Raw genomic sequence first — 20,433 nt, 5'->3', positions numbered from 1 at the left:
CGGGCTCAGAGCCGGCCGGTGGCCTTCAGCGCGAGGTAGCGGTCGGCGAGGGCGGGCGGCAGCTTCTCCGGCGAGGCGAGCACCACGTCGCCGCCGAGCCGCCGCACCGCGGCCGCCAGCCTGTCCGCGTCGGCGAGCGAGCGCTCCGCCGCCGCGGCCGCGTAGACCGCGCCGCGGTCGCCGCGGTCGGCGGCCATCCGGGCCAGCTCGGGGTCGATCGCGCAGGCGACGACCACGGTGTGCCGCCTCGTGAGCTGCGGGAGCACCGCGAGCAGCCCCTCCGCCGCGCCGACGGAGTCGAGCGCCGTGAGCAGGACGACGAGCGAGCGCTGAGAGACCAGGGTGCGCACCTGGCCCGGCACGGCCGACCAGTCGGTCTCGATCAGCTGCGGCTGCACGGGGGCGAGCGCGTCGACCACGCGGCTCAGCACCTCCGTGCCGGTCGCGCCGTGCACGCGGGCGCGCCGGGCGCGGTCGAAGGCGAGGACGTCGATGCGGTCGCCGGCCGAGGCGGCCAGTGCCGACAGCAGCAGCGACGCCTCGATCGCCGTGTCCAGGCGCGGCTCGTCGTCGATCCGGGCGGCCGAGGTGCGGCCGGTGTCGAGCACGAGCACCACCCGCCGGTCCCGCTCGGGCCGCCAGGTGCGGACGACGGGCTCGCGGCGCCGGGCGGTGGCCCGCCAGTCGAGCGAGCGGACGTCGTCGCCGCGGACGTACTCGCGCAGGCTGTCGAACTCGGTGCCCTGACCGCGGATCATCACGCTGGTGCGCCCCTCCAGCTCGCGGAGGCGGGCGAGGCGCGAGGGGAGGTGGCGGCGGGAGCGGAACGGCGGCAGCACCCGGACGACCGCGGGCGCGGCGAGGGTCGCCTGCCGGCCGGCCAGCCCGAGCACGCCGTTCGAGCGGATCGTCGCGTGCAGCGCCCGGCGCTCTCCGCGGCGGCGCGGCTCGAGGACCGTGCGGACCGCGCGGCGCTCACCGGGCGGCAGGCGCAGCGGCGAGCGGGTCGCGAGAGCCCCGGCGGAAGGCTCCCAGGCGTCGCGGACGACGCCGGTGATGCGGCGCCGTCCCGTGTTCGTGATCAGCAGCGTCGCCTCCGCGCGCTCGCCGAGGCGGACCCGGTCGGGGGTCCGCCGCTCGAGCACGACCGCGCGCGCGGAGCCGGCCACCGCGAGGTCGACGCCCACCAGGATCAGCCAGACCAGCAGCCAGAGCCCGAGCACGGCGAAGGCGACCTCGGCCCGGCGTCCGAGCAGGACGACCGGCACGAGGCCGACGAGGAGGACGAGGACGGAGCGTCCGGTGAGGTGCACGGCTCAGACCGGGACGCGGACCTGCTGCAGGATGCCGCCGAGGACGGCCTCCGTGCGCACGCCCTCGAGCTCCGCCTCGGGCTGGAGCTGCATCCGGTGCCGCAGCACGGGCAGCACCATCGCCTGGACGTGGTCCGGGGTGATCGAGCCGTAGCCGTTCAGCCAGCCCCAGGCGCGGCTCGCGGCGAGCAGCGCCGTCGATCCGCGCGGGCTGACCCCGAGCTTCACGCTCGGGCTCTCGCGGGTCGCGCGGGCGAGGTCGACGATGTAGCCGAGCACGTCCGGGCCGGCGCCGACGCGGCGGACGGAGGCCTGGGCCGCGCGCAGCCGCCCCGCATCCAGCACCGGATGGACGCCCGCGGCGGCGAGGTCGCGCGGGTCGAAGCCGGCCGCGTGCCGCGAGAGCACCTCGACCTCGACGTCCCGCGGCGGCACGTCCAGCACCAGCTTGAGCAGGAAGCGGTCGAGCTGCGCCTCGGGGAGCAGGTAGGTCCCCTCGTACTCCACCGGGTTCTGCGTCGCCGCGACGAGGAACGGGTCGGGGAGGCGGAGCGTGCGGCCGTCGACGCTGACCTGGCGCTCCTCCATCGCCTCGAGCAGCGCGGCCTGCGTCTTCGGAGGTGTGCGGTTGATCTCGTCCGCGAGCAGCAGGTTCGTGAAGACCGGGCCCTCGCGGAAGGCGAAGCCCGAGGTGGAGGCGTCGTAGACGAGCGAGCCGGTGATGTCGCCGGGCATCAGATCGGGGGTGAACTGCACGCGCCGGGTGTCCAGGCCCAGCGAGACCGAGAGCGCGCGCACGAGCAGCGTCTTCGCGACGCCCGGCACGCCCTCGAGCAGCACGTGTCCGCCGGCCAGCAGGGCGATCAGCAGCCCCGAGACGGCGCCGTCCTGGCCGACGACGGCGCGGCCGACCTCGGAGCGGACGCGGTCGAGCTCGCGGCGGAGCTCGTCGTCCGCGATCGGGGGGAGGGAGGAGTCGCTCATCGGAGGGGGCCTTCCGGTCGTTCGTGGTCGGGCTGATCGTGGTCGAGGCGGTCGTGCGCGGGTCGAGCGGTGCCCGGTCCGGCGGCGCCGGGTCCTGGGGTGCCGGCCGCGGCCGTGCCCGTGCGGGGTGCGCGGGCGGCGCGGAGCGCGCTCTCGAAGCGCAGGAGCTCGTCGGAGGCGGCCACGAGAGCGGCGTCGTCCGCCGGCTCGTCGTCGACGAGGAGCCGGCGCAGGGCGCGCGGGTCGCGCTCGAGCAGGGCCGCGGCCGCCGCGACGACCTCGTCCACTCCGCTCGACGGGGCCAGGCCGAGCAGGGCGGCGGAGCGGTGCAGCGTGCCGATCCGCAGGGCGTCCAGCGCGCGCACCCGGGTGGCGCCGTGGGCGTAGAGGCGGGCCCGGCCGCGGGCGGTCTCGCTCGCGTGCACGACGACGGGCAGCGGCTCGACGGCGAGCGGGCCGAAGCCCCGCCCGCGCCAGACGGCGGAGGCGACGAACACCCCGACGAGCAGCAGCAGCGCAGGCGTGACCCAGCCCGGCGCGAGATCGGCCGGGTCGACGGAGGCGGACGTCGCGTCCGCCGCACCGGCGCGGTACCAGACCAGGCGGTCCTCGCCGCCGAGGAGGCCCAGCGCGAGGGCGGCGCGTCCCTCCTCGGCGACGGTGCCGTTGCGCAGCAGGTCGGCGTCGCCGACGGCGACCACGCCGGGGCCGCCGGCCGGGGAGTCGGCGACGAGTGCGAAGGCGTCGTCACCGGACGGGAAGCAGCCCAGGGCGCCGCCCTCGAGGACGCGGAAGGTGCTGCCGCCCGACGGGATCCCCTCGGCGCGCTCCGCGGTGGGCAGCGCGCAGGAGGCGGCGAGCACGCCGTCCTCCTGCGGCGCGCCGGCGAAGGCGACGCCCGGCAGCAGCGCGTCCAGGGCCGCGCCGGACGGCTCGACGAGGACGACCGCGGCGGGGTCCTCGGCGAGCCGGGCGTACTGCTCCTCGTCCAGAGCCGAGCCCGGATCGTCGATCAGCAGCGTGCTGCCCGGGCCGACCGCGCGCAGGGCCTCGTCGAGCGAGTCGGCGCGGACGACGTCGACGCCCTGCTCGCGCAGGACCTGGGCGACCGCGCGGGCGCCGTCCGGTGCCGCGCTGTCGACGTCGAGGTCGGCCGCCGGCACCGGGGAGCCGGTCGCCACGGTCAGCAGGACCGTGCCGACGGCGACCATCGCCGCGAGGAGCGCCCAGATCCGGCCCCGGCGCAGCAGCGCGCGGAGGGTGGGGGAGGAGACGGTGTCGACGGAAGCGTCCGGCGCCGGTGAAGCAGTGGGCGCCGTCATCGCAGCGCCTCGAGCGGGACCGGCGCGGCCGCGAGCGCGCGGTCGAGCTCGGCGACCCGCTCGCAGTCCTCGCGCCCGCAGGGCAGGCCGAGGTAGCGGACCCGGTCGAAGGCCTCCGCCGAGCGCCGGAGCGCGTCGGCCGAGGCGGGGAAGACGGCCGCGGCCCGGCGGGAGAAGCCGTGCGCGGTGGTGCCGGGCGAGACGGTGAGGATCGTGCGCTCGTCCAGGGCGCGCACCAGGGCGCGGAACCGCTCCACCAGCGCCTCGTCCCAGTCGCCCCGGGCGGCCGCCGCCTCGGCGAGGGCGCGCAGCTCCGCGGCCGAGCGGCCGTCGTCGTCGGCGAGGACCGCCCCGGTCACGCGACTGCGCTGCCGCAGTCGCGGCCGTCCCGCGATGACGAGGGCGACCACGACGAGCACCACCAGCACGAGCACGCCGATCAGCGCGGCGAGCGGCACGCCGACACCGTCGCCCGGCAGCGTGAGCGAGGTGAACCAGTCGCGCACGGCCTGCACCAGGCGGTCGAACCAGTTCGGCTCGGCGGCGCGGTAGCGCGGGTCGGCGAGCTCCTCGAGGAGCAGGCGGCGGGCCTCCTGCGCATCGGGGGTGAGCGGCGCCGTGGCGAGCGCGAGGCGGATCACGGCGCGGTCCGCTCCGGAGCGGGGAAGGGATCGGGGGACTCGCGCCCGGCCGCGCGCTCCTCGACATGCCGCATCAGCACGAGGTCGAAGCCCTCGCGCCGGATCCGGCGATCGAGGTAGACGAGTCCGGTGACCGCCGACTGCAGGACCGTGCCCACCGCGCCGACGACGAGGCCGACGGCGACCGAGAGCAGTGCGACGACGATCGACGCGACGACCTGCGCGTTCGGATCGGTCGGTGCGACCAGCGCCCCGCCGATCGGGATCAGCAGGCTGAACGGCGTCGAGACGACCTGCCCGGCCGCCTGGATGATGACCGCCATCAGCGCGAGCGCGCCGAACGTCCGCCAGAACCCGCCGGTGACGAGCCGCCAGGAGCGCGCGACCGCCCGGCGCAGCGGGAGCCGCTCGAGCACCAGGAGGCTCGGCACCAGCGCGAGCTTCGTCGCGAGCCAGACGCCCACCGCGGTCGCGGCGAGGCCGGCCAGCACGAGCACCAGGATCCCGCCGACGACGGCACTGGCCCCCGCGTCCTGGGAGCCGAGGAGGAAGAGCGGCACCGAGAGCGCCGTCGCGGCGAGGACCAGCACCAGGACGCCGACGCCCTGCAGCACGGTCCAGCCCACCAGCGCCCAGAAGCGGCCGCGGAGCCGCCGGAGCAGCGCGCGCAGCGTCGGCCGCTCGCCGAGGACGGCGCGCGACACCTCGAGCACGACGACGCCCTGCACGAGCGCGCCGGTGGCCAGGGTGACGGCGAGCGGGATCAGCGCCGCCAGCACGACGATCGCCAGCGACCCCGATGCGACGGCGTCCCGATCGGCGACCTCGGCCTGGGTGATCCGGCCGACCGCGAGAAGCGCGACGGCGCCGTAGAGCACGAGGGCGAGCAGCGAGCCGAGGCCCTGCACGAGCAGCGCGACGCCGAGGGTGGTGCGCGGGCTGCGGCGGAGGACCGCGAAGGGCGCGCCGAGCAGGGTGCCGAAGCCGAGCGGCCGCAGCGGGATCAGCCCGGGCTTGGGCGGGGGAGTCCAGCCCTGCGGCGGGGGCGGGCCGGCGGGACCCGCGGTCGGAGTCCAGGACACGGGCGCGACCGGTGCGACGGGGGCGACGCGCGGACGTGCGTCGCCGTCCTCCGGAGCCCCGGCGGGCGGTGGCCACTGAGCTGCGTCGGTCATCCCTCCCATGCTGTCACAGCCGCGCTCGGCCCTCGCGGTCGGGCGCGGCCGTGCTCCCACTCGCGTCGGTTAGCCTGACCCCATGAGCGCGCGAATCCTGGTGGTCGACGACGATGCGGCCCTGGCCGAGATGATCGGCATCGTCCTGCGCGCGGAGGACTGGGACGTCTCCTTCTGCGCCGACGGCACGGGCGCCCTCGAGGCCTTCCGCCGGGCCCGGCCGGACCTCGTCCTGCTCGACCTGATGCTGCCCGGCATCGACGGCATCGAGGTCTGCCGCCGCATCCGCGCGGAGTCCGGCGTCCCGATCATCATGCTGACCGCCAAGTCGGACACCTCCGACGTCGTGCAGGGCCTCGAGTCCGGCGCGGACGACTACATGGTCAAGCCGTTCGACCCGAAGGAGCTGGTCGCGCGGATCAAGACGCGCCTGCGCCCCTCCCAGGTCGCCGCCAACGCCGTCCTGCAGGTCGGCGACCTCAGCCTCGACGTCGCCGGGCACGAGGTCCGCCGCGGCGAGACCCGCATCGGCCTGACGCCGCTCGAGTTCGACCTCCTCCTCGCCCTCGCCTCCAAGCCGCAGCAGGTGTTCACCCGCGAGATGCTGCTGGAGCAGGTCTGGGGCTACCACTACAAGGCCGACACCCGGCTCGTGAACGTCCACGTGCAGCGCCTGCGCGCGAAGGTCGAGAAGGACCCGGACGATCCGCGCATCGTGATGACCGTGCGCGGCGTCGGCTACCGCGCCGGCTCCGTGCTGCCGAGCTGACGTGAGCCTCGCGCGCCGCTTCCGGGCGCCGGCGCTGCGGCGCTGGCCGCGGAGGGTGCTCCGGGCCTGGCGGAGCTCGCTGCAGTTCCGCGCCGTCGCCATCACCGTGCTGCTCAGCGGCATCGCGATCGGCTCGACGGGCGCCTACCTCTCCTACAGCATCAGCGACAACCTGTTCCAGTCGCGGCTCGACCAGGTCACCGGGGACACCTCGCGGGCCACCCGCGCCGCGCAGGGCTACCTCGACGCGGCGACGGTCTCGACCCGGCAGGACATGGAGGAGGTCATGAACTCGGTGCGCACCGCGGTGCGCGACGCCTCCTCCTCCGCCCTGATCGCGGTCGTGCGCGCGCCCGATCAGGAGGCGTCCTCGCTCGCCCCGCAGGACAGCTACAACCGCGAGCTGCAGAACGGCGTCATCAGCGACGACCTGCGCGCGCGGGTGCAGGCCGGCGCCGACGGCCAGTACTGGCAGTCGGTGAGCCTCGGCGCCTCGGGTCAGCAGCTCCCGGGCATCGTCGTCGGCTCGACGATCGAGCTGCCGAGCTCCGCGGGGCGCTACGAGCTCTACATCGGCTACTCGCTCGCGGACGCGGAGCGCACGCTGCAGTTCGTGCAGCAGGTCCTCAACATCGCGGGCATCCTGCTGATCCTCCTGATCGGCGCGGTCAGCTGGGTCGTCGTCCGGATCGTGGTCGCGCCCGTTCGAGTGGCGGCGGAGACCAGCCAGCGCCTCGCCGCGGGCGACTTCGACGTGCGCATCCCGGAGAGGGGACAGGACGTGATCGCCACCCTCGCCCGGTCGTTCAACGGGATGGCCGACAGCCTCCAGGAGCAGATCAGCGAGCTCGCCACGCTCAGCCGGGTGCAGCAGCGCTTCGTCTCCGACGTCTCGCACGAGCTGCGCACCCCGCTGACCACGATGAAGCTCGCCGGCGACGTGCTCTACGACCAGCGCGAGGGCTTCCCGCCGGTCGCCGAGCGCACCGTCGAGCTGCTGCACGGCCAGATCGGCCGCTTCGAGAGCCTCCTCGCCGATCTGCTGGAGATCTCCCGGCACGACGCCGGCTCGGCCGAGCTCGAGCTGGAGCCAGTGAACCTGGTGCGGCTGGCCGGCGAGGAGATCGAGGGGATGCGCGGGATCGCCGAGGCGAACGGCTCGCGGCTCACGCTCTCCGCCCCCGGCGGCTACTTCGACGCCGAGATGGACGCCCGCCGCATCCGCCGCATCGTGCGCAACCTGCTCGGCAACGCGGTCGAGCACGGCGACGGCCGCGAGATCGTGGTGACGGTCGACAGCAACGCCACCGCGGTGGCGCTCGCCGTCCGCGACTACGGTCACGGCATGAGCTCCGAGGAGGTGGTCCGCGTCTTCGACCGCTTCTGGCGTGCCGATCCGTCCCGCCGCCGCACCCTCGGCGGCACCGGCCTCGGCCTCTCCATCGCGCAGGAGGACACCGCGCTGCACCACGGCTGGCTGCAGGTCTGGTCGATGCCCGGCCGCGGCGCGTGCTTCCGGCTCACCGTCCCGCGCCGGCGCGGCGAGCGGATCGACGCCTCCCCGCTGCCGCTGCCGCCCGTGGACGCGGGCGAGCAGGCCTACTCCGGCCCCATCGTCCTGCCGCCGCTGCCGCTCGGCGGCGTCCCCGAGCACGGGGTCGTCCAGTGAGGCGCCTGCGCTCCGCCGTCGCCGCCGTGCTGCTGCTGGCCGCGCTCGCCGGCTGCGCGGGCATCCCGCGCGGGGGCGACGTCGGCGTCGGCCGCCCGGACACGGCGCCGCAGGACCTGCAGTACGACTTCCTCCCCTCCGGCCCCGCCGAGGGCGCCGACCAGTTCGAGATCCTCACCGGCTTCATCGACGCGGCGTCGAGCCCGCAGAACAACTACAAGATCGCCCGCGAGTTCCTCTCCACCGGCGCCGACTGGACGCCGGGCGAGCACGTCACCGTCGACGAGGGCCAGCGCTCCTCGACCCAGCCCGGCGCGTCGACGCTCTCGCTCACCATCACCCCCGTGGCCGAGGTCGACGCCACCGGCGTCTACTCCGAGGTCGCGACGACCACCGCGCTGGAGCTGGACTACGGCTTCGTCCAGGAGAACGGCGAGTGGCGGATCAGCTCACCGCCCAGCGGAGTCGTCATCGACCGGACCACCTTCGAGCAGGTCTTCTCCACCTACGCGCTCTACTTCTTCGACCCGAGCTACTCCTACCTGGTGCCGGACCTGCGCTGGTTCGCCTCGCGCGCGGACAGCTCGACCAGCACCACGATCGTCACCGAGCTGCTGCGCGGGCCGACGCCGTGGCTCCGCGACTCGTCCGCCGTCGTCTCGGCCTTCCCGACCGGGACGGCGCTCGCCGCCGAGACGGTGCCGGTCGAAGCGCAGCGGGCCGTCGTCGACCTGAACTCCGCGGCGCTCGAGGCCGACGAGCGGCAGTGGCGCCGGATGGCGCTGCAGCTCGGCAGGAGCCTGGCCAACGTCTCGAATGTCACCGGGGTCTCGCTCTCGGTGCAGCAGAACCCGATCGAGATCCCGACCGAGGTGACCGGGCTGCCGACCTCGCCGCGGGTGGACACCCGGCCGCTGGTGCTGACCGACGGCGACTTCGGCTTCCTCGGCTCCTCGGGGCTCGCCGAGACCGCCGTCTCCGACCGGATCGCGGCGCTCTCGCCGCGGGCCGCGGTCCTGGGCGAGCAGCGGGGCGCCGACTCGAGCGCCTCGGCGGCCGTCCTCACCTCGGCCGGCGTCTCGCTGCTCACGCCCGGGGTCGACGACGTGCTGCTCGACGCCCGGAGCGGCCTCGCGGCCCCCGGCATGGACCCCTTCGGCTACGTCTGGTCGGTGCCCACGGCGGCGCCGGGCCAGCTGGTCGCCTACTCCTCCGACGGCTCCCGGTCGCTGCAGGTCGCGACCGCCTGGCCCGAGATCGAGTCGATCGCGTCGTTCGCGCTGTCCCGGGACGGCACGCGGATGCTCGCCCTCGCGCAGGACGGGCAGCAGGCGACCGTGCTCGTCGCCGGGGTCACCCGCTCGGCCAACGGCGATCCGATCGCAGTGGGCGAGCCGGTCGTGCTGCGCTCGACCCTCGGCACGGCGGTCGCCGCCGCCTGGACGGACGAGCTCGACGTCGTCTCGGTCGTCCGCGGCTCCACCGGTGAGGACACGGTGACGATGAACCAGCTCGGCGGAGGGGACACCCCGCTGGGGACGACCACCGGGACCGTGCAGATCGCGGCCGGCAACGCCTCGACGCAGATCCGCCTCCTCGCCGAGGGCGGCGAGCTGCGCCAGCAGCGCGGCTCGGCGTGGCAGACGGTCGCGACAGGCATCGAGCTCCTCGCGACGCAGACCGGCATGGGGTCCTGAACCCGGGCACACTCGCCCGATGCTGCGCGATCACCTCCTCGACGCCCTCGCCGTGCTGCTGCCGGTCGACTGCCCGGCCTGCGGCCGGCCGACGACACGGGTGCCCTGCCCGGACTGCACCGCGGCGCTCGCCGCCCAGGCGCGACCGGACGTCCGCCGCCTGGGGTCCGCCGACGACCCGCTGGAGGTGCGCGTCGGCGCGGAGTACGCCGGGACGGTGCGGCGGCTCGTCCTCGCGCTGAAGGCGGAGGGGCGGGTGGACGCGGCGCGACCGCTCGGCGCGCTGCTGCGACCCGTGCTGCTCCAGGCGCTCGACGGCGCTCCGGCGCTGCTGGTCGCACCGCCCGGCTCGCGCCTGCGGCACCTGCGGCGCGGCTTCGACCCCGTCGACCTGCTGGTGCGCGCGGCCGGCGGGCGCCTCGCCCGGCCGCTCACGAGGACCCGGCTCGCGCTTGACCAGGTCGGCCTCGCCCGGGCGGAGCGGCGCGCGAACCTCGACGGCGCGTTCCGCGCCAGGCGTCCGCTCGACGGCGAGCGGATCCTGCTGGTGGACGACGTGGTCACCTCGGGGGCGACCCTGCTCGAGCTGCGCCGGGCCGTCCGCGCGGGCGGGGGAGACGTGGCGGGGGCGGTCGCGCTCGCGGGGACCCCCGGCGGCCGCAGCGCGACTTCCTGATGAACTCCCGGGGACGATCCGGTGACCACGGGTCTACGCTCGGGGGACGGCGTGAACGGTCCGCCCGGAGAAAGGCGGCACGCCGTACTCGACTGGGAGGTTGTCATGGACATCGACATCACAGGCCGCAACATGGGCATCACCGATCGCTTCCGCGCCTACGCGACGGAGAAGTCGGAGAAGATCGCCCACCTCGCCGACCGGGCGCTCGCGCTCGAGATCAAGGCGAGCCGTCACAGCGAGGGCAAGGGCGCCGCCGGCGGCGACCGGGTCGAGCTCACGCTCATCGGCAAGGGGCCCGTGGTGCGGGCCGAGGCGAGCGGAGCCGACAAGTACGCGGCCTTCGACGTCGCCCTCGGGCGCCTGCTCGAACGGGTGCGTCGAGCCAAGGACCGCAAGAAGGTGCATCGCGGTCAGCATCGGCCGACCTCGCTGCGCGACGCGGCGGCCGACGACTTCAGCGTCGTCGCGATCCAGCCGGCGGACGCCGAGGTGCTCGAGCGCCTGAGCACGGGCGTGATCCCCGTGCAGGAGGAGCCGGCCCCGGAGCCGGTCGCCGCGGACGAGGACGACGCGGAGGAGCCGTACTGCCCCGTCGTCATCCGCAAGAAGGTCTTCCCCTCCGTCTCGATGAGCGTCGACGACGCCGTCGACTACATGGAGCTGGTCGGCCACGACTTCTACCTCTTCATCGACGCGGACACCGACCGCCCGAGCGTCGTCTACCGCCGCAAGGGCTGGGACTACGGCGTGATCGGCCTCGGTGACGAGGCGGACGCGCAGCCCGAGGCCGCCGCGGTCTGACCCGGGAGCCCCCCGGAGGTCCGCCTCCGGGGGGTTCTTCGCGCCCTGTCGGACCGCGCACAGCCCGCCCCGGCTAGTGTGGTTCCGTCCGCGCCGTGCCGTCGGGCACCTGTCTTCTACGTTTTGGAGTACCCCGTGGCCTCAGTTCTCGAAAAGGTCCTTCGCGTCGGGGAGGGCCGGGTCCTCCGCCGCCTCGAGAACTACGCGAAAGCCGTCAACGCCCTCGAAGAGGACTTCACGCACCTCAGCGACGAGGAGCTGAAGAACGAGACCGTCGAGCTGCGCGAGCGCTACTCGAACGGCGAGTCGCTCGACGACCTGCTGCCGGAGGCGTTCGCGGCCGTCCGCGAGGCGTCGCGGCGCACCCTCGGCCTCCGCCACTTCGACGTCCAGCTGATGGGCGGCGCGGCGCTGCACCTCGGCAACATCGCCGAGATGAAGACCGGAGAGGGCAAGACCCTCGTCGCGACCCTGCCGGCGTACCTGAACGCCATCGCGAGCCGCGGCGTGCACATCGTCACGGTGAACGACTTCCTCGCGAACTACCAGTCCGAGCTGATGGGTCGCGTGTTCCGCGCCCTCGGCATGACGACCGGCGTGATCCTCTCCGGCCAGACGCCGGAGCAGCGCCGCGAGCAGTACGCGGCCGACATCACCTACGGCACGAACAACGAGTTCGGCTTCGACTACCTCCGCGACAACATGGCCTGGCAGGCGCAGGACATGGTCCAGCGCGGCCACTTCTTCGCCGTGGTCGACGAGGTCGACTCGATCCTCATCGACGAGGCGCGCACCCCGCTGATCATCTCCGGCCCCGCCTCGGGCGAGGCGAACCGCTGGTTCGCCGAGTTCGCCGGCCTCGCCACGCGCCTGATCGAGGGCGAGGACTACGAGGTCGACGAGAAGAAGCGCACCGTCGGCGTGCTCGAGCCCGGCATCGAGAAGGTCGAGGACTACCTCGGCATCGACAACCTCTACGAGTCCGCGAACACCCCGCTGATCTCGTTCCTCAACAACTCGATCAAGGCCCGCGCCCTGTTCAAGAAGGACAAGGACTACGTCGTCCTGAACGGCGAGGTGATGATCGTCGACGAGCACACCGGCCGCATCCTGGCCGGCCGCCGCTACAACGAGGGCATCCACCAGGCGATCGAGGCGAAGGAGGGCGTGCAGGTCAAGGCCGAGAACCAGACCCTCGCCACCGTCACGCTGCAGAACTACTTCCGCCTCTACGGCAAGCTCTCCGGCATGACCGGAACGGCCGAGACCGAGGCCGCCGAGTTCATGTCGACCTACAAGCTCGGCGTGGTCTCCATCCCGACCAACCGCAAGATGCAGCGCATCGACAACGCCGACCTCGTCTACAAGAACGAGCAGGTCAAGTTCGAGCAGGTCGTCGAGGACATCGTCGAGCGCCACGCGGCGGGCCAGCCCGTCCTGGTCGGCACGACGAGCGTCGAGAAGAGCGAGTACCTCTCCCGCCTGCTCGCCAAGAAGGGCGTGCGGCACGAGGTGCTGAACGCCAAGAACCACGCGCGCGAGGCGGCGATCGTCGCCCAGGCCGGCCGCCTCGGCGCCGTCACCGTTGCGACCAACATGGCCGGCCGCGGCACCGACATCATGCTCGGCGGCAACGCCGAGTTCCTCGCGGTCACCGAGATGTCGACCAAGGGCCTCAGCCCCGTCGACACCCCCGAGGAGTACGAGTCCGCGTGGGACGACGTCTTCGCGGGCGTCAAGGCCAAGGTCGCCGAGGAGGCCGAGAAGGTCCAGGCCGCCGGCGGTCTCTACGTGCTCGGCACCGAGCGCCACGAGTCGCGCCGCATCGACAACCAGCTCCGCGGCCGCTCCGGCCGCCAGGGCGACCCGGGTGAGAGCCGCTTCTACCTCTCGCTCACCGACGACCTGATGCGCCTGTTCAACTCCGGTGCGGCCGAGGCCCTGATGGGCCGTGGCAACGTGCCGGACGACATGGCGATCGAGTCGAAAGTCGTCTCGCGTGCCATCCGCAGCGCGCAGTCGCAGGTCGAGGCGCGCAACGCCGAGATCCGGAAGAACGTCCTCAAGTACGACGACGTCCTCAACCGCCAGCGCGAGGCGATCTACTCCGACCGCCGCCACATCCTCGAGGGCGACGACCTGCACGAGCGCACCCAGAAGTTCCTCGTCGACGTGATCGACGAGATCCTCGAGGTGCACACCGGCGAGGGCAACGGCGACGACTGGGACTTCGACGCGCTCTGGACCGAGCTGAAGACCCTCTACCCGGTCAGCCTGTCGATCGACGAGGTCGTCCAGGAGGCCGGCAGCCGCGGCCGGATCAACAAGGAGTTCATGCGCCGCGAGATCCTCTCGGACGCGAAGCTCGCCTACCAGGGCCGCGAGGAGCAGCTCGGCGCCCCCGCCATGCGCGAGCTCGAGCGCCGCGTCGTCCTCTCGGTGATCGACCGCCGCTGGCGCGACCACCTCTACGAGATGGACTACCTGAAGGACGGCATCGGCCTGCGCGCGATGGCCCAGCGCGACCCGCTGGTCGAGTACCAGCGCGAGGGCTTCACCCTGTTCCAGCAGATGATGGGCCAGATCCGCGAGGAGACCGTCGGCTTCCTCTTCAACCTCGAGGTCGAGGTCACTCAGAAGCAGGGCGAGGTCGCCGGTGTCGCCGCGAAGGGCCTCTCCGAGCCGGTCGCTCCGGTCGAGAAGCTCAGCTACTCCGCGCCGAGCGACTCGGGCGGGGTCGAGGTCCGCGATCAGCGCGGGCGCGTGCAGCAGGCGGCGACGGCCAAGGCCAGCGCCGCGGCGGCCCGCGAGGCGCGACCGGAGGACGCCGAGGACGCGTCGACCACCGGCGCCTTCGGCCAGCAGTCGGGCGGCTCGGACGAGACGCCGAACAACCGCCAGGAGCGCCGCGCGCAGACCAAGCGCCGCTGACTCCCGGCACTCTCGCCCCGACGGCCCCGGCCCCGCTCACGCGGGGTGCGGGGCCGTCCGCGTCCCGTCAGACGCGGTGGCGCACCAGCGCCGAGACGAAGCCGCCGGCGAAGGTGTCGCCGAGGCCGATCGTGGTGGGGCGGTCGGTCTCGAGCACGAGGCCGGGCGTGCAGACGGCCTGCAGCCGAGCCGTGACCGCGGCGCAGACCGCGACTCCACCGGGCTGCGCGGGCAGCTGCGCGACGCGGTCGTAGTCTGCCGCGGTGATGCCGTCGCCGAGCAGGTAGCGGGTGCTCGCCATCGTCACTCCGCCCAGGAGCGCCGCGCGGTAGCGCTCGGCCTCCGCTCCGACGGCCGCCGACCAGTGCCGGGTGTGCACGACGAGCACCGGGCCGGGGAGCAGCGCCGAGGCCGCGCCCAGCGCCTCGACCACGGCGTCCGGGTCGAGCAGGTCGAGCCGGTGCCCGAGCAGCGCCTGCAGCTCGTCCTCGTTCATGCTGACGACGTCGACGCAGCCGAGCAGGGCGGAGCGGGCCCGGTCCTGCAGGGCGGGCAGGTGGAACCCGGCGTCCTCGTAGATCACGTCCGCGGAGGCGGGCAGCGCCGCGAGGTGGCGCCGCAGCGTCTCCAGCCGGTCCGCCAGCACCGCCCCGTCCTGGATGCTGTTGAAGCCGGAGACCAGGAAGACGCCCGCGTCGGCCAGCACCCCGCCGAGTCCCTCCGCCAGCAGCAGCTCGCGGTTGGGCGGGTCGTTCGCGAAGATCACCCGGTTCGGGTGCGGCGCCACCAGCACGCGGTCGCCGAGGCGGACCCGTGCCCCGCGCGGGAACTGCACGATCAGGTGCGGGTCGGTGCTGTCCGCGGTCGCGCTCGAGACGTACTCGGTGCCGACGGGCAGGAGCCGGCGGACGTGGTCGTCGATGCTCACCAGGTGCTGCGTCGCGGCGAGGCCGTGCACGGCGAGCGCGTAGCCCGCCCGCACTCCCGTGCCGCCGAGGGTGATGCGCCGGGGGAAGCGCTGCGCGAACTCCTCGACGATGCGGGAGGAGGAGGCGAATCTCTCCCCTCCCGCACCGTCGGCGAGGAACGCGAGGAGCGCCACGACAAGCTCGCGCTCGGTGCTGACCGGCGCCGTCCTCGTCAGCTCGTCCGCGCGGATCCCGTACTCGTCCGCGAGTGCCTGGACGACGTGGTCGTCCCAGTCGATCTCGTAGTCGACGGTCCCGCCCAGTCCGAGCACGATCCTCTCGTTCACCGCGCTGCTCTCCTGCGTCTCGCCGGGCCTAGTAGAGCTCGGCCTTGCCGGCGGAGCCGAACAGATCGATCTTCTCGGCGGCCGTCTCCTTCATCGCGGCGATGGAGGGCGGCTGGATGGTGTTGGGCTCGCGGACGGAGGGGTCGGCCAGCACCTCGCGCATCTTCTTGTGGTACGCGGCCTTGATGTCGCTGGAGATGTTGATCTTGTTGACCCCGCGCTTCACCGACTCCGCGATCTCGGCGTCGGGGTTGTTCGAGCCGCCGTGCAGGACGAGCGGCACGGCGACGCGCTTCTTGATCTCGGCGAGCAGGTCGAGCTTCAGGGCGGGCTTCATCGACGCCGGGTACAGGCCGTGGCTGGTGCCGATGGCGATCGCGAGGCTGTCGACCCCGGTGGCGGCGACGAAGTCGACCGCTTCGTCCGGCTCGGTGTAGATGATGTTCGCGGCGCCGTCCTCGGCCTCGTTGTCGGTCTTGCCGATCGTGCCCAGCTCGCCCTCGACCGAGACGCCGACGGCGTGCGCCGCGTCGACGACGCGCTTGGTGATCGCGACGTTCTCGTCGTAGGGGAGCATCGAGCCGTCGATCATCACCGAGGTGAAGCCGGACTTGATCGCGAGCAGAACCTGCTCGTAGGTGGCGCCGTGGTCGAGGTGGATGGTCACCGGCACGCTGGAGCGGTGGGCGCGGGCGATGATCGCGTGCAGGATGTCCACTCCGGTGTGGCTCAGCTCGTCGGGGTGGATCGCGATGAGCAGCGGGGAGTCCTTCTCCTCGCTGATCTCGAAGAGGCCGTTCATCATGGCGTAGTCGCTGACGTTGAACGCCGGGACGGCGAAGCCGTTCGCATTGGCGACGTCGAGCAGGTCTTTTCCGGAAACAAGCATTCTCTGACTGTCCTTCTCGTGGTGGTGGTGGTGTTCCGGACGCGCGGACGCGCGCCTCAGCTCTTGACGGCCCCGGCGGTCATGCCGCCGATGAAGTACCGCTGGAAGAAGAGGAAGAGGAGGAGGACGGGAACGCATCCGAGGATGCTCATCGCCATCATCTCGTTCCACTCGTAGGAGTTCTGGCCCATCAGCAGCTGGATGCCGATCGGCACCGTGCGCATGTCGTCGGTGCGGGTCAGGGTGAGCGCGAAGAGGTACTCGTTCCACGCGATCATGAAGGTGTAGACCCCGACCGAGACGATCCCGGGGATCGCGATCGGCACCAGGATCCGCCAGAGCACCGTCATCGGACCGGCCCCGTCCATCCGCGCCGCCTCGTCGAGATCGCGGGGGAGGGTGTTGAAGTAGCCGGTCAGCATGATGATCGCGTAGGGCAGCGTGAAGACCAGATAGGTGAGGATCAGCCCCTGGTAGGTGTTGTAGAGCCGCAGCGTCACCATCAGCCCGAAGAACGGGATCAGCAGGGTGATCGGCGGCACCGCCTGCACGCTGACGATGATGATGTTGATCGGCCGCTTGAAGCGGAACTCGTAGCGGCTGAACGCGTAGGACGCGAGGATCGCGACGACCAGCGTCAGCGCGACGACCGCGAGGGCGACGACGTAGCTGTTGATGAAGAAGCGGACCTTCGTCGGGTCGCCCAGGATCCCGGCGTAGGCCGAGAACGAGAACGTGTCGGTGATCAGCCGGGGCGGGTACTCGAAGATCTCGGTGTTCGACTTGAACGAGCTGGCGGCCATCCAGACGATCGGCAGGCCCGCGAAGGCGGCGCCGATCAGGAGGAGGACCCAGACCCCGGCCTTCGCGGCGAGGAGCCGCGGCGTGCGGACGGCCGGGCGGGTGGCGGTGGCGGTCACGTCAGTCCCTGGCTTTCTGGTTCCGCACGTAGAAGAACGCGAGGACCATGGTGAGGAGGAGGATCAGGACGGCGCTCGCCGAGGCCACCGAGAACTCGTAGCGGCTGAACGCGAGCTTGTAGGTGTAGGTGCTGAGCATCTCGGTCGCGTCGATCGGGCCGCCGCCGGTCGTCATCCAGATCAGCGCGAACTGCTGCGAGGTCCAGATGATGTCGAGCACCGACATGCTGATGATGATCGGCTTGAGCTGCGGGATCGTGACGTTCCAGAACCGCTGCCAGGCGCTCGCCCCGTCGACCTTCGCCGCCTCGTAGAGGTCGTGCGGGATGCCCTGCAGACCCGCCAGCAGCGTGATCATGTAGAACGAGTAGCCGGCCCAGATGTTGATGAAGGTCACCGAGAGCAGCGCGGTCGCGGGGGAGGCGAGCCACTCGATGCCCTTGTCGGTCAGCCCGAGCGAGATCAGCGCGTAGTTGATCACGCCGTTGGGGTTCAGCAGCAGCCGCCAGAGCACGGCGATGATCGCGACGGTGAACAGCCACGGCAGGACGTAGACCACGCGGAAGAGCGACTTGGCGACGGTCGGCACGAGCGGCGAGTTCAGCAGCATCGCGAAGCCGAGGCCGAGCACCAGGTGGGCGGCCACGCTGACGCCGACGAAGACGATCGTGTTGCCGGTGGCCGTTCGGAACTTCGGATCGCCGAGGACCTCGAGGTAGTTGGCGAGGCCGACGAAGGCGGGTTTCGGGTTCGTGATGACGTTGTCGAAGAACGAGTACCCGATCACCAGCAGCACCGGCACGAGCATCAGGACGAGCATCACGATCGCCGTGGGGGAGAGGTAGAGGTAGGGCGCGAGGTCGCGGCGCTTCCGGCGGCCCGCGGGGGCGGGGGCGGGCGTCCCGGAGGCGGGACGCTGGGGGGCGCTCAGCAGGGAGACCACGGCGCTCCTCCTTCGATCGGGGACGGGGTGAGGGGGGACCGCGCCGCGGGAGAGGACTCCCGCGGCGCGATCGGGGACGGACGCGTCACGGCTCAGAACTCGCCGAGCCAGGCTTCCTGGGACTTCTCCAGCGCTTCGTCCACGCTCTGGTCGCCGTTGAGGGCGGCCTGCAGCTGCTCGTCGAAGTCGCGCATCAGCTGCTCGGCGACGGGCAGGCCGACGAACTCGTTCGCCGGGTAGCCGGCCGAGTAGATGTCGAAGGCCTCCTGGTACAGCGGGTCGCTGTCCGAGAAGTCCGGCGTCGAGGCGGTGTTGCCGGGGAAGGCGTTCGCCAGCGTGGAGAGCTTCGAGTTCGTGTCGGCGCTCATCAGGAACGACACGAGCTTCGCGGCCTCGGCCGGGTGCTCGCTGCTGGCCGAGACCCCGATGCCCCAGGAGGCGAAGGGGATGCCGCGCTCGCCGCTGAAGCCGTCCTCGGCCGGGATGGCCGAGATGCTGAACTTCAGATCGGGGTTGGACTCCCGGATCGTGGCGATGTGCGAGAGGGAGTCGATCATCATGCCGACGCGGCCGTTGGTGAACTCCTCGACCTTGTCCTGCTCCTTCATCGTCGCGGCGCCGGGGGCGATCACGCCGTCGGCGTCGAGCTGTGCGATGTAGTCGACCGCGCTGGTGACGGCGTCGTTGGTGAGGTCGGGCTTGCCGTCGGCGAGCATGCTGCCGCCGGAGGCCCAGACCCAGGACATGACGTCGTTCTGGATCCCGTTGGGCGCGTCGCTCGAGAGCGGGAGCACCCAGCCGCTGGTGTTGTCGCCGAGCGCCGTGATCGCCTTGGCCGCGGACTCGAACTCGCTGCGGGTCGAGGGCGGAGCGCTGACGCCCGCCTCGGAGAGCAGGGCGTCGTTGGTGAAGAGCGGGTAGACGAAGTTGACGACGGGGACCATCGCGGTCTTGCCGTCGACGACGACGGTCGAGGAGAGCTGGCTCTCGTCGAAGCCGGCGTCCGAGAGCAGAGGACTGAGGTCGGCCAGTGCGCCCTGCTTGGCGAAGTCGCTGATCCAGGCGCCGTCGAGACCGACGACGTCGGACATCGTGCCGGCCGCGGCGCCGGCGAAGAGCTGCTCCTTGGTCGAGGCGTACGGACCGCTGAGGAGGTCGACCGTGATGCCGGGGTTCGCGGCCTCGAAGTCGTCCATCAGGCCGCGGAGGGCGCCGTCCGAGAGCTCGGGCTCCCACCACTGCGCGAATTCGAGGGTGACGTCTCCGCCTGCCGCGGAGTCGCCGCCATTCTGGCTGCAGCCGGTCAGCATCGTCGCGGCGAACGCCGCGCTGACGGTGAAGACGACGGCTCTCTTGATGCGAGCACCTTTGCTCATGTCACTCCCTGCAACTCTGCAGTTATCTGCTGTTGTGTGCGCATTCTTGCGCTTGTGTTCTGCGAATGTACCTGGCGGTGCGTGGTCCTGCAAGAACCGGCGAGAAATTGCCGAGATGTGCGACAAACGCGGTCCAGATCGCAGGATTCGCCGCGATCCGAGTGCGACAAGTTGCAGGATCCGGCACAGCGGTGTTAGACAACGCACATGCCCGACACCGACGACGCCCCCGCCGCGAACGACGTCCCGCTCCGTCTGCCGGCCGGCCGGAAGGCCGATCTGGCCGCCTACGTCGCCGAGGCGGGCGAGGTCACGGTGACCACGCTCGCCCGCCGCTTCGCCGTCTCGGCCGACACCGTGCGCCGCGATCTCGACCAGCTCGACGCGGACGGCTACCTCGTCCGCACGCACGGCGGCGCGGTGAGCCTCTCGGTGATGCCCGCGACGGAGAAGCGCCTGGACGTGCGCCTGGGCATCCAGCGCGGCGCGAAGGAGAAGATCGGCGCGCTCGCCGCCGGCCTCGTCGAGAACGGGGCGGTGGTGATGCTGAACGCGGGCACCACCTCGCTGGCGGTCGTCCGGCACCTCAACGACCACCGCGAGCTGACCATCGCGACGAACAACCTGCGCGTCCCCGCCGAGATCGGCTCGAAGACCTGCCGCGACCTCTTCGTCTTCGGCGGCGCCGTCCGCCTCGGCGGCCAGTCGACGGTCGGGCCGGTGGGCTTCGCCGCCGCGGAGCCGGGCGGCGCCGTCGACCTGCACTGCGACATCGGCCTGATCTCCGTCGGCGCCGTGTCGGCCGAGAACGGCTACTCGACCAGCAACCTGGCGGAGGGCGTGATGATGAGCGAGATGATCGCCCGCTGCGAGCGGGTGGCGATCCTGGCCGATCAGACCAAGTTCGGCCGCACCCTGTTCGCCCAGGTGGCGGAGCTCGGCCGGGCCGACTACCTCGTCACCGACGCGCCGCCGCCGCCGGAGCTCGAGGAGGCGCTGCGCGAGAAGGGCGTCCAGGTGGTGCTGCCGCCGGTGGCCCCCGTCCGCGAGCGCTGACCCGGGAGTGCCG

General features: G+C 72.5%; 17 protein-coding genes. 7 read left to right on the top strand and 10 right to left on the bottom strand.

What is annotated here, in order from left to right; genetic code table 11:
* Positions 1-5: 5 nt before the first annotated feature.
* Genes EDF35_RS18730 through EDF35_RS18710 form a run of 5 tightly spaced genes read right to left on the bottom strand, consistent with a single transcriptional unit; the run spans position 6 to position 5,435 of the window.
* Entirely contained in the window at positions 6-1,313 is a 1,308-nt protein-coding gene (locus tag EDF35_RS18730; protein ID WP_123734331.1) for a DUF58 domain-containing protein, read from the bottom strand.
* A gap of 3 nt (positions 1,314-1,316) precedes the next feature.
* Positions 1,317-2,297 (bottom strand): MoxR family ATPase, encoded by a 981-nt coding sequence (locus EDF35_RS18725; RefSeq protein WP_133963413.1) that lies wholly within the window; start codon positions 2,295-2,297, stop codon positions 1,317-1,319.
* Entirely contained in the window at positions 2,294-3,619 is a 1,326-nt protein-coding gene (locus EDF35_RS18720) for a DUF4350 domain-containing protein (protein ID WP_133963412.1), read from the bottom strand. The genes EDF35_RS18725 and EDF35_RS18720 overlap by 4 nt, the downstream gene beginning before the upstream one ends.
* A complete protein-coding gene (locus tag EDF35_RS18715) occupies positions 3,616-4,260 on the bottom strand; it encodes a DUF4129 domain-containing protein (protein ID WP_133963411.1) in 645 nt (214 codons plus the stop codon). Before EDF35_RS18715 ends, EDF35_RS18720 begins: the two co-directional genes overlap by 4 nt.
* Positions 4,257-5,435: a hypothetical protein gene (locus tag EDF35_RS18710; protein ID WP_133963410.1), complete on the bottom strand. Its 1,179-nt coding sequence runs from the start codon at positions 5,433-5,435 to the stop codon at positions 4,257-4,259. Before EDF35_RS18710 ends, EDF35_RS18715 begins: the two co-directional genes overlap by 4 nt.
* Before the next feature lie 82 nt (positions 5,436-5,517).
* Here EDF35_RS18710 and mtrA point away from each other — a divergent pair, with 82 nt between their 5' ends.
* The 6 genes from mtrA (at position 5,518) to secA (ending at position 13,981) form a co-directional block, all read left to right on the top strand.
* Positions 5,518-6,204: an MtrAB system response regulator MtrA gene (mtrA, locus tag EDF35_RS18705; RefSeq protein WP_123444394.1), complete on the top strand. Its 687-nt coding sequence runs from the start codon at positions 5,518-5,520 to the stop codon at positions 6,202-6,204.
* 1 nt (position 6,205) lies between these two features.
* Positions 6,206-7,873 (top strand): MtrAB system histidine kinase MtrB, encoded by a 1,668-nt coding sequence (gene mtrB, locus EDF35_RS18700; protein ID WP_132435837.1) that lies wholly within the window; start codon positions 6,206-6,208, stop codon positions 7,871-7,873.
* The gene (locus tag EDF35_RS18695; protein WP_133963409.1) at positions 7,870-9,570 is read left to right on the top strand and encodes a GerMN domain-containing protein; all 1,701 of its coding nucleotides are present in this window, start codon (positions 7,870-7,872) and stop codon (positions 9,568-9,570) included. Before mtrB ends, EDF35_RS18695 begins: the two co-directional genes overlap by 4 nt.
* A gap of 19 nt (positions 9,571-9,589) precedes the next feature.
* On the top strand, positions 9,590-10,246 hold the full coding sequence (locus tag EDF35_RS18690; protein WP_133963408.1) for a phosphoribosyltransferase family protein: 657 nt from the start codon (positions 9,590-9,592) through the stop codon (positions 10,244-10,246).
* Positions 10,247-10,351: 105 nt separating this feature from the next.
* Positions 10,352-11,050, top strand: coding sequence for a ribosome-associated translation inhibitor RaiA (gene raiA / locus EDF35_RS18685; RefSeq protein ID WP_123444397.1), 699 nt, complete (start codon positions 10,352-10,354; stop codon positions 11,048-11,050).
* Between the two features lie 135 nt (positions 11,051-11,185).
* A complete protein-coding gene (gene secA, locus EDF35_RS18680) occupies positions 11,186-13,981 on the top strand; it encodes a preprotein translocase subunit SecA (RefSeq protein WP_133963407.1) in 2,796 nt (931 codons plus the stop codon).
* Between the two features lie 67 nt (positions 13,982-14,048).
* Here secA and EDF35_RS18675 read toward each other — a convergent pair whose 3' ends face one another.
* The 5 genes from EDF35_RS18675 to EDF35_RS18655 form a co-directional block, all read right to left on the bottom strand.
* On the bottom strand, positions 14,049-15,236 hold the full coding sequence (locus tag EDF35_RS18675) for an ADP-dependent glucokinase/phosphofructokinase (RefSeq protein ID WP_133963406.1): 1,188 nt from the start codon (positions 15,234-15,236) through the stop codon (positions 14,049-14,051).
* A gap of 28 nt (positions 15,237-15,264) precedes the next feature.
* Complete coding sequence (locus EDF35_RS18670; protein ID WP_123702677.1) at positions 15,265-16,125, bottom strand: ketose-bisphosphate aldolase; 861 nt, start codon at positions 16,123-16,125, stop codon at positions 15,265-15,267.
* Positions 16,126-16,181: 56 nt separating this feature from the next.
* Positions 16,182-17,045 (bottom strand): carbohydrate ABC transporter permease, encoded by an 864-nt coding sequence (locus EDF35_RS18665; protein ID WP_207901631.1) that lies wholly within the window; start codon positions 17,043-17,045, stop codon positions 16,182-16,184.
* A gap of 1 nt (position 17,046) precedes the next feature.
* Positions 17,047-17,988 carry a sugar ABC transporter permease gene (locus EDF35_RS18660; protein ID WP_243840061.1) on the bottom strand — a complete coding sequence of 314 codons (942 nt, stop codon included), beginning with the start codon at positions 17,986-17,988 and terminating at the stop codon, positions 17,047-17,049.
* A gap of 92 nt (positions 17,989-18,080) precedes the next feature.
* On the bottom strand, positions 18,081-19,364 hold the full coding sequence (locus tag EDF35_RS18655; protein WP_133963405.1) for a sugar ABC transporter substrate-binding protein: 1,284 nt from the start codon (positions 19,362-19,364) through the stop codon (positions 18,081-18,083).
* Between the two features lie 207 nt (positions 19,365-19,571).
* Here EDF35_RS18655 and EDF35_RS18650 point away from each other — a divergent pair, with 207 nt between their 5' ends.
* Positions 19,572-20,420 carry a DeoR/GlpR family DNA-binding transcription regulator gene (locus EDF35_RS18650; protein WP_123444402.1) on the top strand — a complete coding sequence of 283 codons (849 nt, stop codon included), beginning with the start codon at positions 19,572-19,574 and terminating at the stop codon, positions 20,418-20,420.
* The last annotated feature ends 13 nt before the right edge of the window (positions 20,421-20,433 follow it).

This window comes from Rathayibacter sp. PhB151 (assembly GCF_004366415.1).
Classification (GTDB): Bacteria; Actinomycetota; Actinomycetes; order Actinomycetales; family Microbacteriaceae; genus Rathayibacter; species Rathayibacter festucae.
Note: the sequence above shows the minus strand (reverse complement) of the source record. Positions and strands in the feature narration are given on the sequence as shown.